This window comes from Grimontia sp. THUN1695, from assembly GCF_059704325.2.
In genome coordinates this window covers 1,028,018-1,045,207 of the sequence record NZ_AP046577.1, presented here as the reverse complement: position 1 = coordinate 1,045,207, position 17,190 = coordinate 1,028,018, and the positions used below count along the sequence as shown (strand labels likewise).

12 protein-coding genes are annotated in these 17,190 nt (G+C 49.0%); 4 read left to right on the top strand and 8 right to left on the bottom strand.

The genetic code is table 11. The annotated features are described in order from the left end of the window. Window positions 1–18: 18 nt before the first annotated feature. Window positions 19–666 (top strand): AcfA family outer membrane beta-barrel protein, encoded by a 648-nt coding sequence (locus tag AC6IB1_RS08325; RefSeq protein WP_497568619.1) that lies wholly within the window; start codon window positions 19–21, stop codon window positions 664–666. Between the two features lie 567 nt (window positions 667–1,233). Beyond that, complete coding sequence (locus AC6IB1_RS08320; protein WP_497568618.1) at window positions 1,234–3,501, top strand: YgiQ family radical SAM protein; 2,268 nt, start codon at window positions 1,234–1,236, stop codon at window positions 3,499–3,501. 90 nt (window positions 3,502–3,591) lie between these two features. Here the strand turns inward: AC6IB1_RS08320 and AC6IB1_RS08315 are convergent, their stop codons facing one another. From AC6IB1_RS08315 to AC6IB1_RS08300, 4 genes are all read right to left on the bottom strand, one after another. Continuing rightward, a complete protein-coding gene (locus tag AC6IB1_RS08315; RefSeq protein WP_497568617.1) occupies window positions 3,592–3,747 on the bottom strand; it encodes a hypothetical protein in 156 nt (51 codons plus the stop codon). A 311-nt stretch (window positions 3,748–4,058) separates the two neighbouring features. Then, a complete protein-coding gene (locus tag AC6IB1_RS08310) occupies window positions 4,059–4,478 on the bottom strand; it encodes a VOC family protein (RefSeq protein WP_497568616.1) in 420 nt (139 codons plus the stop codon). A 149-nt stretch (window positions 4,479–4,627) separates the two neighbouring features. Further along, window positions 4,628–7,681 (bottom strand): D-2-hydroxyglutarate dehydrogenase YdiJ, encoded by a 3,054-nt coding sequence (ydiJ, locus tag AC6IB1_RS08305; RefSeq protein WP_497569113.1) that lies wholly within the window; start codon window positions 7,679–7,681, stop codon window positions 4,628–4,630. 207 nt (window positions 7,682–7,888) lie between these two features. Further along, window positions 7,889–9,316: a phosphatase PAP2 family protein gene (locus tag AC6IB1_RS08300; protein ID WP_497568615.1), complete on the bottom strand. Its 1,428-nt coding sequence runs from the start codon at window positions 9,314–9,316 to the stop codon at window positions 7,889–7,891. A gap of 333 nt (window positions 9,317–9,649) precedes the next feature. Between AC6IB1_RS08300 and AC6IB1_RS08295 the strand changes: the two genes are divergently transcribed. Beyond that, on the top strand, window positions 9,650–10,060 hold the full coding sequence (locus AC6IB1_RS08295; RefSeq protein ID WP_497568614.1) for a BLUF domain-containing protein: 411 nt from the start codon (window positions 9,650–9,652) through the stop codon (window positions 10,058–10,060). A 63-nt stretch (window positions 10,061–10,123) separates the two neighbouring features. Here AC6IB1_RS08295 and AC6IB1_RS08290 read toward each other — a convergent pair whose 3' ends face one another. The 4 genes from AC6IB1_RS08290 to helD form a co-directional block, all read right to left on the bottom strand. After that, window positions 10,124–10,858 carry an oxygen-binding di-iron domain-containing protein gene (locus tag AC6IB1_RS08290; RefSeq protein WP_497568613.1) on the bottom strand — a complete coding sequence of 245 codons (735 nt, stop codon included), beginning with the start codon at window positions 10,856–10,858 and terminating at the stop codon, window positions 10,124–10,126. A 64-nt stretch (window positions 10,859–10,922) separates the two neighbouring features. Next, entirely contained in the window at window positions 10,923–11,540 is a 618-nt protein-coding gene (locus AC6IB1_RS08285) for a chemotaxis protein (protein WP_497568612.1), read from the bottom strand. 166 nt (window positions 11,541–11,706) lie between these two features. Next, entirely contained in the window at window positions 11,707–12,453 is a 747-nt protein-coding gene (locus AC6IB1_RS08280) for a flagellar brake protein (protein WP_497568611.1), read from the bottom strand. Between the two features lie 257 nt (window positions 12,454–12,710). Beyond that, the gene (gene helD / locus AC6IB1_RS08275) at window positions 12,711–14,795 is read right to left on the bottom strand and encodes a DNA helicase IV (RefSeq protein WP_497568610.1); all 2,085 of its coding nucleotides are present in this window, start codon (window positions 14,793–14,795) and stop codon (window positions 12,711–12,713) included. A 188-nt stretch (window positions 14,796–14,983) separates the two neighbouring features. On the opposite strand from helD, the gene yccS reads away from it, so the two are divergent. Continuing rightward, a complete protein-coding gene (yccS, locus tag AC6IB1_RS08270; protein WP_497568609.1) occupies window positions 14,984–17,155 on the top strand; it encodes a YccS family putative transporter in 2,172 nt (723 codons plus the stop codon). The last annotated feature ends 35 nt before the right edge of the window (window positions 17,156–17,190 follow it).

The following is a 17,190-nucleotide window of genomic DNA, read 5'->3' as shown; positions in this document are numbered from 1 at the left end:
AAATGTAGGGAATGTCCAATGAAAAAATTACTACTTCCACTGTTAATAACAAGCTCTTTTTCAGCCTCAGCGGCCCCTTACATCGGTTTAGAATATGGAATTGGCCATACAAATCATAATGTAGAAGCTCATTTCCTACAGGATAACCTGGTACTGAAACCTGACCTCGATGAAGGTATTTTCAGCGGTATCGTCGGCTATTCATTTAATGACACCTGGGCCATTGAACTGGGCTATAGCCAATATGAGCCAGATGATGGCCGTTCACAATACCTTGGTGTTCAAAACGTCAATGGTCAGGATTACCTCACTGAACATGAGTGGGACGCATCCATCAAAGCCAAGCAGCTTTCGCTGGCACCGGTATATAACTATACGCTGAACGACAAATGGACAGCCAAATTCAAAGCAGGCCTGACATACACTGAATATAAGTCCCAGGCTAACAAGCATAAAGACTATGAATTGGTCACCAATAACGATGTCGAATTCAGCGAATCGCTTTATCACCAATCAGATAAATCAAATAGAGTGGGGGCAATGTTGGCTGCGGGAGCAGAATACAAAGTGTTACCTAAACTGGCGATTGGTAGTAATGTAAAATACCAATTCGACAGTTATGCAGATACATTGTCTCTGAATATATATACCAACTACTACTTTTAATGGTATCGGCAGAGCATTAAAAGACACCTGACGACACGCACTTGGCAGAGACCCATTCACTGACGGTGTCCCTACCAAGCTCCCCAAGTGATCAAAGAGACAGGCTCAGGTCACTTGGGGATACCCTATCCTTCAGTGCTTAAGCAAAGCGTGTGACATGTTTAGTACAGAACACGCAATCCATTCCTTCACCCAATTTGCGTTTTTTCTGTTTTCCTACGAAATAATGTGATCACTCTTGTACTTGTTATCATCAAAGCACTACAATCCAGTCGCACCAAACCCAACCTACTTTTTAATGATGCATGTTGAGGGTTGTTGTTCAACGCCCATTGAGATCCATAAGAATGAACCTCAATACTGGGCCTGATTGAAAGATCAACACCCCTGCAAAACAACCAAGCACTTGCAGGGCACTGAGCGCCGGAGTGAATTCAATATACAGAAAAAACAATGAGTCACTCCTCCACAAAAATAAACCGGCCAAACTGACAGTGATGAAGTCGAAAAGTGGAGTGTCAGTTACGCTAGACTTCAGTGTCCCACCTATGCCCGAAGATAATAAAGATGAACTCGAATAGATTGACTGAAAAGAAAATTTTTGACTACCCGAAATTTTGGGCTGAGTGTTTTGGTCCTGCGCCTTTTCTGCCAACCAGCAGGGAAGAAATGGACATGCTCGGCTGGGATAGCTGTGACATCATCATTGTTACCGGTGATGCTTATGTCGATCACCCCAGCTTTGGCATGGCGGTTATCGGACGAGTGCTTGAAGCTCAGGGCTTTCGCGTGGGGATTATTGCACAGCCAGACTGGCAGGATAAAAAAGCCTTTATGGCACTGGGTCAGCCAAACCTCTTCTTCGGTGTCACCGCCGGGAACATGGATTCCATGATTAACCGTTATACCGCTGACCGCAAACCGCGACACGATGACGCCTACACGCCGGGTAATGAAGGCGGTAAACGCCCTGACCGTGCGGTATTGGTTTACTCGCAGCGCTGTAAGGAAGCCTACAAAGATACTCCGATCGTTTTAGGTGGTATTGAGGCAAGCCTTCGCCGCCTTGCACACTATGATTATTGGTCAGACAAAGTGCGTCGTTCCGTATTGTGTGATGCTAAAGCAGACATCCTGCTTTTTGGTAATGCCGAACGTGCACTGGTTGATGTTGCACATCGCCTGTCCCGTGGTGAAAAGATTACCGATATGACCCGTATTCCCGGCACCGCAGTGATGCTGAAAAAAGTGCCGGCAGGAATGACGGAAATCGACAGCTCACGTATCGATAAACCCGGCAAAGCGATGGTAATGCCAAACCCATACGCGACCGAATCAGCGTGTGCAACTGACAAAAGCGGCGAGAAAGAAAAAGCAGCACAACCTGTGATGGTCCGTCCTTCACGGCATGATGCAGAAAACAGCTTCGTACGCCTGCCTTCTTACGAGAAACTGCTGAACGACCGAATCCTCTATGCGCATGCCAGCCGCGTGATGCATCTGGAAACCAACCCCTATTCTGCACGCGCACTGGCTCAAAAGCACGGTGAGCGTGAGCTTTGGGTTAACACGCCGCCAATCCCACTGACGACAGAAGAGATGGACTACGTGTTCGGCCTGCCATTTGCACGTGTTCCCCACCCTCGTTATGGCGATGCAAAAATCCCTGCGTACGAGATGATCAAAACCTCGGTGAACATCATGCGTGGCTGTTTTGGTGGCTGCTCTTTCTGCTCAATTACCGAGCATGAAGGCCGTATCATCCAGAACCGCTCACAAGAGTCGATCATCAACGAAATCAAAGATATCAGAGAGAAAGTACCAGGCTTTACCGGTGTTATTTCTGATTTGGGCGGCCCAACGGCGAACATGTACCGCCTCGGCTGTTCTGACCCGCGCGCAGAGAAAAACTGCCGCCGCCCGTCATGCGTGTTCCCGAAAATCTGTGAAAAGCTGAATACCGATCACAGACACACCATTGATCTCTACCGTGAAGCGCGTGAGCTTGAAGGCGTGAAAAAAGTGGTTATTGCGTCAGGCGTGCGTTACGACCTTGCGATCGAATCGCCAGAGTACGTGAAAGAACTGGTCACCCATCACGTTGGGGGTTACCTGAAAATCGCACCGGAGCACACCGAAAAAGGCACACTCGACCTGATGATGAAGCCAGGTATGGGCACCTATGACCGTTTCAAAGAACTGTTCGAAAAATACTCAAAAGAAGCCGGTAAGAAGCAATACCTGATCCCATATTTCATTGCGGCCCATCCGGGTTGTACTGATGAAGACATGATGAACCTGGCGCTGTGGCTAAAAGAAAACGACTTCCGCTGCGATCAGGTACAGAACTTCTATCCATCCCCGATGTGTAACGCGACAGCGATGTACCACGCGGAAACCAACCCGCTAAAACGGGTGAAATATAAGAAGCGCGAAGAACTGTTTGTCGCAAAAGGTGAGCGCCAGCGCCGCTTGCACAAAGCTTTCCTGCGTTATCACGATCCGGCCAACTGGCCATTGCTGCGTGAAGCGTTGATCAGCATGGGTAAACGTCACCTAATTGGTGATCGCCCGGGTTGTCTGGTTCCCCGAGAAGGCTCAGAAGCAGAAATGACACCAGCGCAACGTCGCGGTTCCAGCCGTCATGGCGCGAAACGCTTTGCCACTAAACATCCGAACCAACCGGATATCCGCAAACCTAGCTCCCGTAACGGAAAACCTGCGGGTAAGAAGCCTGCAAGCAATAAAGCAGCCTCTCAGGGTGGCAAACCCAAAGCCCATTCAAACACGGGTAAACCCGCCCATACGGGCAAAAAACGCCCGGCAGCAAGATAACCACTTGGCCGGAACAGAAAACACAAAAGCGAGCCGAAAGGTTCGCTTTTTGTCTGTTTGGAGCGGCGAAAATGTTCTGATAGCAATATGTCAGCGCATCAGTTCCGATATGATCAATATCACTACGGCAACAGCGGCCACCACAACGGCGCCAATCGTTAGCTTCTTCTGAGACTTTTCATCAAGGAACTTGGCAGCAAAAAAACCAATGAGGATAAGACTGACAATAAATACAACTTTTACCATTCTGATACCCCGGCATGATACCTATTTAGCAGACCTTTATAACAGGGCTGCTCATTGGCTAAACATCTTTTTGATTTTTAAAGACTATCACACAACAGGCGACAGAGTGCCAGCCTTATGTTGTGTTACTTTTTTATCCAACAATGTGATTCTTGAATATAGAGGCAGATTCGTGCTGGGTATAACAGCTATGGCAACGAGTTACCTAAGCGCGATGTTGCGTTTTCTAGACTCATCACAGAAATGATAATGGCCTTGATTGTTATCATCAGGCCCCCATCAAATGGAAGCCCAAAAAATTCAGCCTTGTTTTATTCGCTAAGTTGATCTGTCGGGCAGCTTAACATCCAGCGAATACCGTATTTATCGGTGACCATACCAAACCTGACATTCCAAAACGTATAATCCAATGGCATCACGATTTGTCCCAACTCTGACAGCGCCATAAACACTTCGCTCTGTCTTTTTTCATTGTCAAAGCCGACGTGAAAGGCAACATCGCCTGATCCTTGCGCTAAGGAGTCATCCAAACCGTCAGAGGCGTAAAACCCCACTTCAGGTGACGCAAACTCAGCATGCATGATCCGATTGAGTAAGTGTTCAGGGAACTCTACCGGCGAGTCATTATATGTAGCAATGTGTTTCACTTCTCCAGCCAGCGCCTGACTGTAAAAATCGAGGGCATTCCTGCAAACGCCATGGAACGTCACATGTGGTTTTAACCCGATCATGCCTGACTCCTTCCATTTCTACATGTGTCTACCAACCAGATTATCAGCTACTCCCCGCTTCTCCGCCTAATAATTAAGACGTTCATTCATTTCTTGCTGGATACTCAAACAGCCTCAAGCTGCAGGCTTCACCGAGGAGAGGTTGAAGCTTACACCAGTTTTGCCAATACCTGCACAGGGTGCTGCAGTTTTTTGCCCTCAAAGCGCTTTACCTGGCTTCGGCAGGAATAACCTGTCGCCATACAACGCGATGCCGGTAAGGATTCCAAGCGGGGTTTCCAGCTCAAACCAAAAATGCCTCTGGAATTTTCCAACTTGTCAGATTCATGCCCATATGTACCCGCCATGCCGCAACAGCCCACCGCGACTGCTTCCAGCTTGCCGCCAAAGTGTGCAAAGATTTTTCCCCACTCGGCTTCTGCATTCGGCAGCTTAGTTTTCTCGGTGCAGTGTGCAAAAAGATACCAAGTATCTTTATCAACAGTCTCTTTTGGCGGTAAATCTGCAATCACCTTGAGCAGCCACTCGTGCGCTGTCTGCACCTGAAAATCACCGCGACTGTCGCCCAGAATCTCGTTGTACTCGTCGCGATAGCAAAGCACCAGCGCAGGATCAACACCCACCATCGGCACATTCAATGCGGCCAACTGATTCAGGAAGTCAGCCGTATTGCGGGCTGTCTTAGCGAACTTTTTCAGGAAACCTTTGATGTGCTGCGCTTTACCGTTTGGTTTGAACGGCACCAGCATCGGCTTTTTACCCAGCTTCTCTGCCAGGGTAACCAAATCCTTCACCACATCCGCTTCATAAAAGCTAGTGAACGGATCCTGAACGATAAGTACGTAACGGGCCCGCTCCTCATGGCTCAGGGCTTTCAGCCAGCCCAGATCGAACTTGGTCGCATGGTGGCCATCGAGTGATTCCATCAGTGTCGGCACCGAAAGCGCAGGCGCATCAACATAACCAATGGTTTTCTCTGTTATTGCCTGCGCCCATTTGGGCTGGGTTAAGGCATTTACTATCACCGGGGCTTTTGCCATCCACGGCAACATGGTTTCAATATTCGCAACCAGATAATCCTTAGCTGGACGTTGGTAACGGCTGTAATAGAGATGAATAAAACGAGAACGGAAGCTTGGCACATCGACCTTGATAGGACACTGAGTTGCACAGGCTTTACAGGCCAGACAGCCATTCATGGCGTCCATCACTTCATGAGAAAAGTCATAATCGTCTTTCTTGGCAAGCCAGGTATTCTTGAAACGCGCAACAATCTGGCGGACTGACGGCGTTTTCTCCATCAGTTCTTTTTCCAAACTGATAGGGTCAACACCCTGCTCTGCCAACAACCGCAACCACTCACGGACAATACCAGCACGGCCTTTGGGCGAGTGGCGACGATCGTAACTGATCTTCATCGATGGGCACATTGGCGAGCTGGTATCGTAGTTGAAGCAAAGGCCGTTACCGTTACACTCCATGGCTTGCTTGAAGCTGTCGCGCACAGTGACTGGGATCTGGCGATCCAGAGTGCCACGTTTCTCATCATCCACCTTCACCAACGGATCCGTACTGTCGATTGGTGTACAGATTTTGCCCGGGTTCATACGGTTATGCGGATCGAACGCCGCTTTGACTTTGCGAAGCTCGTTAAACAATGCTTCACCGAAAAACTCAGGGCCATATTCAGAACGGAAGCCTTTGCCGTGCTCACCCCACATCAAACCACCGTATTTCGCCACCAGCGCGACCACCTGATCAGAAATTGTCTTCATCAGGCGTTCTTGTTCCGGATCGCACAGATCCAGTGCGGGGCGAACGTGCAGCACGCCCGCATCCACATGGCCAAACATGCCGTAATTAAGGTTATGGCTGTCCAACAATGCACGGAACTCAACAATGAAATCAGCGAGGTTTTCCGGTGGCACACAGGTATCTTCAGCAAAGGCGACAGGTTTTGCTGCCCCTTTCGCGGCACCTAAAAGGCCAACTGCCTTCTTGCGCATGTTGTAGATTTTGTTGATAGACGCCAGATCGTTGCAGACCTGATAACCGATAACACCTTTGTCACCGGTTTCCACCAATGCATCCAGACGCTTACACAGTGATGAAACCTGGCGTTCAATTTCGTCCGCATCGTTGCCGGCAAATTCAACAATATTGATGCCCTGCATGTCCTTGCCCGGCACATCAGTCAGTAAGTCTTTCACCGTGTTCCAGACAATATCTTCACGCGCCAGGTTCAACACGCGTGAGTCCACCGTTTCCACCGAAAGTGCATTGGCTTCCACCATTACTGGCGCACTGCGAAGCGCGGAGTCAAAGCTGTCATATTTCACGTTAACCAACGTACGCACTTTGGGAATTGGCGTAATGTTCAGCTTGGCTTCTGTGATAAACGCCAATGAACCTTCCGCGCCACAAAGCACACGTGCAATATCAAACGTTTCGTTTTCTGGCTGGTAGGCATTTTTAAGGTCATAACCGGTCAGAAACCGGTTCAAAGGCGGGAACTTAGCCTCGATTTCCGGGCGCTTGGTACGACAAATTTCGGCGACGGTTCTCAGCGCATTTCCTGCATAGTCATCACGTGTGTTACCGGAAACATCGCTGATATGCAGCGGCTCGGTATCCAGCACAGAGCCATCTGCCAACACTGCTTTGAGTGCCAGCACATGATCGGATGTTTTACCATAACGCAATGACCCCTGACCGGAGGCATCGGTATTGATCATGCCACCTACAGTTGCGCGGTTACTGGTGGAAAGGTCGGGCGAAAAGAAAAAACCGTGGGGACGAAGTGCATCATTCAGCGCATCTTTCACCACCCCGGCCTGAACACGCACCCATCCTTCTTCAGTGTTGATCTCAAGGATATTGCGCATATGGCGGGACATATCGACAACAATATGCCGGGTCAGCGACTGGCCGTTAGTGCCAGTGCCGCCGCCACGTGCGGAGAATTTAATGTCAGCGAACGCTGCGTCTTTGCACACCTTCCCCAACAGGGAAATGTCTGAGGTTGAGGTTGGAAATACCACCGCCTGGGGAAGAAGCTGATAAACCGAGTTATCCGTTGCGACGGCAAGGCGGCTGGCGTAGAACGTTTCCATTTCTCCCTGGAAACCTTTCTCTTTTAATGCATCAAGAAACCGCCCGACAGTGGGGTCAAGCGTATGCTGGTGTGACAGTGCTGGTAACATCATGCTCCCTGAAGCCATGTTGGAGTCCGTTCTCCTTCTACCCAAATTACCTGAAAATGCAATATTCAGGTTGTTTGGGTATTTATACGGTCTCTGGCAATCTTATGAATGAACGACTGCCATCACTTTACCTCACTCAAAAGAAGCATCAAAGCGTTTCTAGGTGTTCTGAAGCCTAATAAAAACAACAACACAAACGTTTACGTGCTACCGGACAAATTGATGAAAAATCCGGGGTGTCACCACCAGCAACCACACCGAAATCGCCCAGACAGAGGCGCAATTCAATGCCACAATCACCCAGTTCACCGCATAACGTGACGACACATAATTTTCTGCGAGCACAATGGTCAGTATGCCACCAGCTGCAATCAGGAAAAACGTCAGCTTGTCAGAACGGTGAACAGCCGTCACGTAGTGTGGGAAAGCCTTAAGCCATAGCAAAGCACTGTAAACCCCCAAACAACACGCGGCCAGATAAACAATGTGGGGGTTATGAATTGCTATACCCACTGTTCCCGTAACCACAAACGCACCTAACCAGAATCGGGCAGATGTCAGCACTTTTTTCTGGTTGGCATACCGCCAATCATTTACCCGTTTCAACCCCAGACTGAAACCAATCCCAATAAGAGCACCAAACAGGATATCGGTGGGATAATGCTCCCCTTGCAACATCACTTTGGCACTGATAACTGAGATAAAGAGCCCTCCGACAAGAGTGAAGCGCTTGCGACCTTTAGGGTGCTTTTCTTTGTTCCAGTTAATCAGCAACCAGCAGAAGAAGAAAGTAATAAGGGCCACCATGGCACTCGGAAAGGTATAACCCAACGTATCCTGTTCTCCAAAAACCGGATCGATAAAGTATGGCCTTGGCACCACCAGTACTGTTGTCAGCACCAACACAAAAACCGAAATTGCCAACAATCCGGCACCATAAACCAGTGCCGCCCGATGCCCTTGATACGTCCGGATAACTACCAGAGTTAACAGGAAAAACACCGGAGAGACCAGGCTGCCGACAACAATGCTTCCGCTGGAAAACAAAGCCAGTAGTGGATTATCTGTTTTCCATTGATGTAAGGTCTGGAGCGCCGATAGCTGGGCCTGGTAAAAAGGTGTCAGAACTTTATCTTCCCCGGACGCCAACACAAACTGGCTCGGCGGTACATCTTTTATCCATTGCTGGAACCGCCACTTGTGCTCAGGAAAGCGGTAATTGTCCCGCACCACTTTGATATCCGGCAGCATCAATACACGCCTCACCTCTTTGCCGAAATGAGGCGCTGACCAAGCCATCAACACCTTACGTTTAAGCGAGTCGATAAAATACGGCACCGGTACGGCCAGTTGACAGGCAAATATGGCGGAGTTGTAGGTGCGGGCAATTTGCTGCCCCACAATCACATCAAGTCCCGTTTCCTCAAACACTTCACGTTTTGCCGCTTGCTCCGGGGTTTCACCCCCAATGATTGAACCTCCGGGAATCGAAAAGCGACCACTGATGGTCTCATCAACCATCAAAATATTTCTGTCATTGTCCACAATCAAGCAATCTGCTGCCTCAATCGGCAACGTACTATTGATGGCGTTGTCCTGGTTTGCCCATGTTCCAGATGAAACAAGGAAAAGCATCCCTAAAACGCATTGCGTTATGCTCACTGACTGGTTGTTCCCATGTTATTTGACTTCCCGTTCATCGACACCATACGGCAAATCACCGGTTGGTTTTATCTCCAACGACCCGAGGTTGCAGGGAGTTAGGTATAGAGACTATACAAAAATGAAAGACATCATTGTTGCATTAAGAGTGAGCCAATGACTGATAAAAATCCCGAATAATTGCCTCACTAAATAAGCAAAAACTCAAAATTAATACATACTTAAAAGAAATATCCAATCCCTATTCAGGTACTGATTGCACTGCCGTTAGTGTCAACAAAACGACGGTTATCACGGGAGATTAGGATGAGCGAACAATTACAACAGATAGTTTACATTAGCAGTGCTGAGCATCCCTTTACCGACGAAGAGTTTGCGGAAATGCTGGCTGCCATTCGTAAAAATAATGAACAAAACGGCGTTACCGGTATGCTGCTCTACAAAGATGGCGATTTTATCCAGGTCATCGAAGGTGAGGAGCCTGTGCTTACCCCTTTGTTCAAAAAAATCTGTCAGGACAAACGTCACTATTCCGTGGTTGAAATGATGCGAAAATCTATTGTGGAACGCCAGTTCAAAGAATGGAGTATGGGGTTTCACCACATCAACAGTGATGATCCCAGACTGGAAGGTTTCAACCGCTTCTTCGATGATGATACTGCTCACGAGATTGATCCAGGAGAAGCATTGAATCTCTTGCTGGTCTTCAGGGAATAGCCAGGTTTCTGTCTTGCTCAACCCCAGAGGGTGCTGATGCACCCTTTTTACATCTTGTTTGGCCTATTTGATGGCCACGCCGACATCCAAGCTTTCAAACCAATCGAGAAACTTACCCACGTTATCACCTGTAAAAACTCGCCCGTGCTGCGGACACATCATATCAATATCAAGCAATCTCACCCGTTTTACCCAGTCATTTTTGGCTTTGTTACAGGGCATCCATCGTTGGTGAAAACCTTTCATTTTAGGAATATGTTCATCAAAATTTTCGACTTCAAATGGTGCATCGTCAGCGTCCAATGCCGCTCCCACATCACCACTCATCAAAATTTTAGCCGCCGGATCATACACATGAAAATTGCCGGATGAATGGAGGTAATGGGCAGGAATAAACTGGATCTCTACACCGTTGAGTACAAGCGTTCCCCCATCATCGGCGATGGGTGCATACTCAATATGTTCCATCCCAAAGTGGCGTACAAAGCCTTCCCAGAGCCAAGGAGCATGAAGTTTGGCATCTGAAATCGCGGTGTCCCAAAGCCCCAGCGAAGAGATAATGTCTGGGTCCTGATGTGAAGCAAAGAGATGCTTGATCTGATTCACAGGTACCTGCTTGACCACAGCCGCCAACATCGCGGAAAAAATCTCAATGCCGCCCGGGTCCATCAACAACGCATTGCTGTGGGTACGAATCATATACTGGTTGGTGTCGATAATTTTTTCAGGCTTGGAGGGATCACGCCCAAACATGAACCATTGATGTGATTCTCCTGAATAGATTTCTTTTGTGATCATTCGATCAGTCTCCGGCATTGGTGTGCAGCCTGGTTATAATCCCCACAATCAAAGCTTGGGATGATCAATATTCTTCTGCTAAATCGCGGCACAACGACTGGGACATCATGACGTGCAACTGGATTTTTTCTGCCGCAGAAGAAACGTTGTCCGCGACAACGTTGAGCCCTTCTTCAAACTTCTTTCCTGACTGGGACGCTTCTACTCTCGACATGGCCGATAACACCGACGCAGTTTTGATTTCGCGGGCGAGGTTTTCCAGCAGTTCAGAAAGTGAGGCCACTTCCCGGTGGAATTGTCGCAGGATCATGAAATAATCGGCTTTTATCCCTTCAAGGGGTTCGCAAATACTGTCCTGAAAAGCGGCATCAGTGCTTTTATTGGACGCTTTTTGAAAACACTCAATCGAACGTGCTTTTCGCACAGCATTCGTCGCTAACCTGCTAATTGTGACCGCTTTAAGGTTAATCACGTCTGAAGTCTTCACGGTAGTTTCTGCCAACTGGTCAATAAAATCAGTAATAGCACGAAAGCCTGCTGCGCCTTGGCCAGCTCGCAATGCCAATGCCCGCGCATTGCTCGCTGTCAGTGAAATGTCATTGGCAATTTCCCTGGCTTTATGCAGTTCTGCTGCCACAACCGCGGCGGTAACAAAGTGACTTTCAGTATTTAATTCTGTCATGAATGTATCTGATTTAATGGCGTCTTCGATAAGTTTAGACAACAATCTCAGAGTGTTCACAAATGAGACATTTTTATTGAAAGCCTGTGACGTTGCCCCTTCACTGGAGATCGGGTGTCTGAGGATAAATGGAGAAAAAAGCCCATCAGTACGGTGCTATTACAGTTTAGATACCGAGTACATGATCTTGTTTAGGGCTTTTGAAAATGTATTTGGTGCCATCATAAATCAGGCTTTTCAACAGGCGCCGGCAATTGGCTTTACCTGGCTCATCAAACACCATGCCGTAGATCTGCCTGCCACGTTTTTTTCGCCCATTTTTTACTGAACCACTCAAGGCATAGATGTCACCATCGCTGCCATTTACCACTTCGAGCACAATTTTCTGGTCGATATCAAACTCCGGCGATATTGAATCAAAGCAAAAACCACAGCCCCCCGAGGAAACATCCGTTAATACCACTTCCAACTTCCGGTTTGAAAGCTGAATATCACCCGGCAGATTTAATTCATAACGCACTTCATTTCTCAACACGACAAGTTTGGCTTGTTGTGGAACAGGAAACACCAGAATCTGGATCGGGCGATAAATTACATGCTCAATGCGTGTCCTAAAACGCACGAGTGCTCCTTCCCCGTGTTCCGAGATACCTTCTATGTCGACATTAAACCCCTCAGTGAAAAACTCGTCATACTCTTTTTTAGTCAGCCGGGGCATGGTGAAGAAGATATGTTGTTGATCATCGAAACCAATGAAATTAGATTTGAAATTAAGGCGTTGTCCTAAAGGTGTCACGACTTCCAAAAACGCTTCACTGCCATGCTGAATAAAATCCATGGCCTGAAGACCCATGATAACGCGCTCTTTCTGGTTGGCTTGCGTTTTTTTTGCGTGAGCCGAATGTATGTTCATCTAACGTCCTCACCGGGAAGGCTTATGCTGAGAAAAAAAGCTCGTCGTGTTTATTGCTATCAACCATGCTTTTGAATATTGTCGGGTATTTTGACAACAACTTGCTAGGGTTGGTATCGGCAGATTGCATTATTAGTTTATAGGCAAAAGATGGCATAATTTCAAAGTGATAGTCAGGTTTTCTTTTCAACAAGAGTGCCCGTTTATCCTTAAGGGCTTTGATAAATGGATGACAAAGACACCGATATGAAAGCAGATCAAACCGCCTGAAGCACTTTTTTGGACAGCTTAGACGTGACAGGATAACTTCCTTGCCACAGCTCTTTTACGAATATGGATGGTTTTTCCGGGTCAGCAAATATCCAGCACTCATGCCTTGCCCGGGTCAGGGCCACATAAAACAAGCGCCTTTCCTCGGCGTGTTCCATTTCCCCATCCACTTTCAGCAGTGCCGCTTCAAGCCCTTCTGTCGCAGATCTGGCCGGGAACACGCCGTCATTGACATCCAGCAGCAGAGTGAAATCCGCCTCAAGGCCTTTACTGGCATGGGCAGTAACATACGTGACAGAAAGCGACGGATAACCTTGTTGCCATTCTTCTAACCGGGAAGGTTTATTGGCGTTGTTGCGGCCAATCAGCAACACACTCGCTCCTTTGTCGCCCGCACTCTTGGCAAGCTTTTCCAGCACGGTATCTATCGCCTCTGAAGGCATCAGGTGTACTGCCTTTTTCTTTTGGATACGCAAGCTGTTCAACGGTTTATTCAGTTGCTGCGGGTCAACCTGGATAAAACGGTTTGCCACTTCCCCAATCTGGGAGTTGAAGCGATACGTGGTATCAAGATAGCGGATAACCCCTGCTGGGAAGCGGTTCATAAACCCTGTGGTCAGGCTGACATCTGAACCGGCAAAACGGTAGATTGCCTGCCAGTCATCCCCTACCGCAAAGAGCGAGGGCGCGCGGTTGCGTTTACCACCACAAAGCGCTTCAAGCAGTGCCAGCCGAGCCGGAGAGATATCCTGATATTCATCCACCATGATGTGATCGTAACGGGCACCAAAGGTTTCGCTTTTCTTTGAAAGCAGCCTGGTCGCTTCGCGGATCAGTCCATTAAAGTCCTGCGCTTTCTGTTCTTTAAGTGCATTGAGATACGCTTTCAATATCGGCTGCACCAACGCAAATTCACTTTCAGCCTTTTCATCGCCTTTAATCGCCGCCCTGATGGCCGTCGCCGGCTGGCTTTGTTGCGCCAGCAAATCAAGCTGATGCCACAACCACGTTTGCAGTTTGCCGTCATGCGCCTGCTCTACCAGAGGCCGTTCGCTGGTCAGCCCCGGTACTGCCCATTGTTCGAGGTGTTTCAGCCAGCGCTTTTCAACTGCTGGCTGGCTCAGGTTTTCCGCCAGCCACAACGTCAGCCAGCTGTGTTTGGCTTCCTCATCCGTTGCCAACGGTGCGATTTTCGCGTCCTGACCGGATATTGCACGGATAACCTTGAGTGCAAACGCGTGAAAGGTCGAGGTTTCTACGCCATGCAGCCTGGCTTTTTCCAGACGCCCAGCCATTTCCTCACTGGCCTTTTTACCAAATGCCAGCATCAGGATACGGGAGGGCTCGGTTTGTTGGCTGGCGACCAGATACTGCGCTCTTGCCATCAGCACACTGGTTTTTCCTGAGCCCGCACCTGCAAGTAACAGGTTATGGTTGTCATCCATCAACACTGCCTGACGCTGGGATGCATTCAGGGGTGATGCCTCCACGCCATCAAACCAGCCTGACCAGCGCTCCAGTTCCCCGTCATGCCACTGGGCGTTTCTTGCCGCCCGCAGTGCTTCACCGTTTTGCAGCCAGCCATACAGCGCCTGATAAAGCGACGGATTGGCCGTTGCCATGACCTGCGGGTGAATACCACAACGTTCAAATACCTCCCGGGCTTTTTGTTGCCACGCTTTCAAATCTTCAACACGCAGGTAACCCCGGTGATCACGGAGTTCATCACGCAATGCCACCAGTTCATGTTCCACCAACATAAACTTGTTTTGCTGTTTGCCAAGCCAACGCTGATATTGCTCTGTGACTGTCTCGGCATAGGCATGCACTTTTCTCCACGGCAGGCCATAAACCGTGAGGGTTCTGGCTGGCTGGTCAACGGGCGAGACCACAAACGTCAACCTGCCCCAGAGTAACCCACGGGAAACTCGACATTGTCCATCCCAGATAGAAAAAGGAACGGTTTCCGTCATATGTTTGGATTCAAAAACCAGCTGTTCTTCATCCTGAGCGATACTGTAATGCGCGCCCTGAACAAACCACTGGGCCAGATTAGAGGCAGAGAGTTTCATGTGTGGATTCTGTATTCCTGTCTATATGTACAGCATATCAATTTGAGAGGTTATTGATAACATACAGACGCACGTGTTTGACTGAGTAGATGAAAAATAAAGCAAATGCTCATCCTTTTTAATCTCCTCCCTTGGAAGCAATCTTTATTCTGCTATCTTAGCTCCATTCCATCCCGCTTAGTGTCGTTATGATTTCAAAGAAAGCTTCTCTCACAATCCGGGAGTACTGGACCAATAGCCGCATCAATTACAGTGTCCGGGTCTTTATCGCGCTTATCGGTGTAGCCATCCCCTGTTGGTGGTATGGAACTTCTGAAGCCATCACACCGCTTATCCTTGGTATTATCGCGTCCGCACTGGCTGAAACCGACGACAACTTTTCCGGCAGGCTCTCCGCCCTGTTCACTACTCTTGTCTGTTTCGCGGTGGCGACCTTTTCCATCGAACTCCTTTTCGATTACCCGCTGCTGTTTGTTACCGGTCTCATGACCTCAACCTTCGGGTTTATCATGCTGGGGGCGATAGGGGCACGCTATACTAGCATTGCATTTGCGTCCATCCTGATTGCTGTTTACACCATGCTTGGCGCACATGAGTCGCAAAATCTCTGGTACCAACCTTCACTCTTGCTGGCTGGCGCCACACTTTACGGCGTGATCTCGTTGATTTGGCTGCTCCTTTGGCCGCATCAACCGATTCAGCAAAGCCTTGCCGCCCTGTTTAACACCCTGTCTGGATATTTTGACCAGAGATCGAGCCTGTTCCAGGCATGCCATCACTTAAACCCACAGCCACTGCGCCTGCAGGATGCCAGGGAAAACGCCAAAGTCGTTTCCGCACTGAATGCGGCAAAAAACGCCCTATTGAACCGGGTTCGAGGTGGCAGGCTCAGCGACAGCAAGCGTCAGTTTCTGAAAATCTATTTCCTCGCCCAGGACATTCACGAGCGTGCCAACTCCTCACACTACCGTTATCAAGAGCTGGCAGAAGCTTTCTTCCATAGCGATGTGATGTTCCGTATACAGCGCTTGCTCAAGCTTCAGTCCAAAGCGTGTCTTGACATCTCTCACAGCCTGACGTTAGGGCAACCCTATTCCCACAGCGAGGAAAGCGTCAAAGCATTCGATGAGCTGAATGAGTCATTGGCATATATCAAGGCACAGAAAAACCCCGCATGGATCCCACACCTACCGCAGCTTGATTATCTGTTCAGAAATCTGGCAACAGTTGAACGCCAGCTTGCCAACATCAGTACCCCCGATATCGCACAGGGTGATGAAGACAGAGAAATCGCAGACTACGATGCTCACAGTTTCCGCGAAATGGTTGCCCGTGTCCGTGCCCAGTTGACACCAAAATCCCTGCTATTCCGTCATGCGGTGAGATTGAGTCTAACACTGGCTGTCGGCTACGGTATTATCCAAGGTTTTGATCTCACACGTGGCTACTGGATTTTGCTCACTATTCTGTTTGTCTGCCAAACCAATTATTCGGCAACCCGCAGCAAAATGACCGAGCGTATTTCTGGCACCCTGATTGGTTTGTTGGTAGGTTTTCTACTGCTCACATTCTTAGATCTCGCCGGACAACGGGTGCTCATGGTGTTATTTGGCGTATTGTTCTTTGCCTTCCGCACAACGCATTACACCGCCGCAACAACGTTTATGACCCTTCTGGTGTTAATGTGCTTTAACCAGCAGGGTGAAGGCTACGCGGTGATCCTGCCGCGCCTTGGCGACACCCTGGTGGGTTGCGCCCTTGCCGTACTGGCCGTGCGTTTTGTCCTGCCAGACTGGCAGGCGCACCGCCTTCGCGGGATCATGAAAGATGCCGTTGCCGCCAACCGCGACTATCTGGCGCAAATCATTGGCCAATACCGTATTGGCAAGCGCGACAACATGGCCTATCGGGTTGCGCGCCGTGAAGCACACAACAACGATGCCCAGCTCACCACCGCCATCAGTAACATGCTGGCAGAGCCCGGCCGTTACCGCACCGCGACAGATGAAAGCTTCCGCTTTCTATGCTTGAGCCACGCCATGCTGAGCTATATTTCGGCGCTGGGGGCACACCGCATGCAAATGGACGATGACAGCATCCATGAGCTGGTCTCCAAAGCGCACCGTGGCATTCATCATGAGCTGAATTGTCTGGTGGCGAAACTGGCAGGTGAGCCTTTCGAAAATCCCCCGACGCACGACGAAGCACTGGGTAAGAACCTTGCGCGCTGGCGTGAAGAGGAAAGCAGCTCCGCTTGTATGGTGATACAGCAGTTGCACCTGATTCACCGAATCTTGCCGGAAATGCATATGCTGACCGACGAACTGGCGAAGAAAGCACTCAAAGGCTCGAAGTCATAATGACTCACATTTGCTTAGAAACGCACGGACGTTTT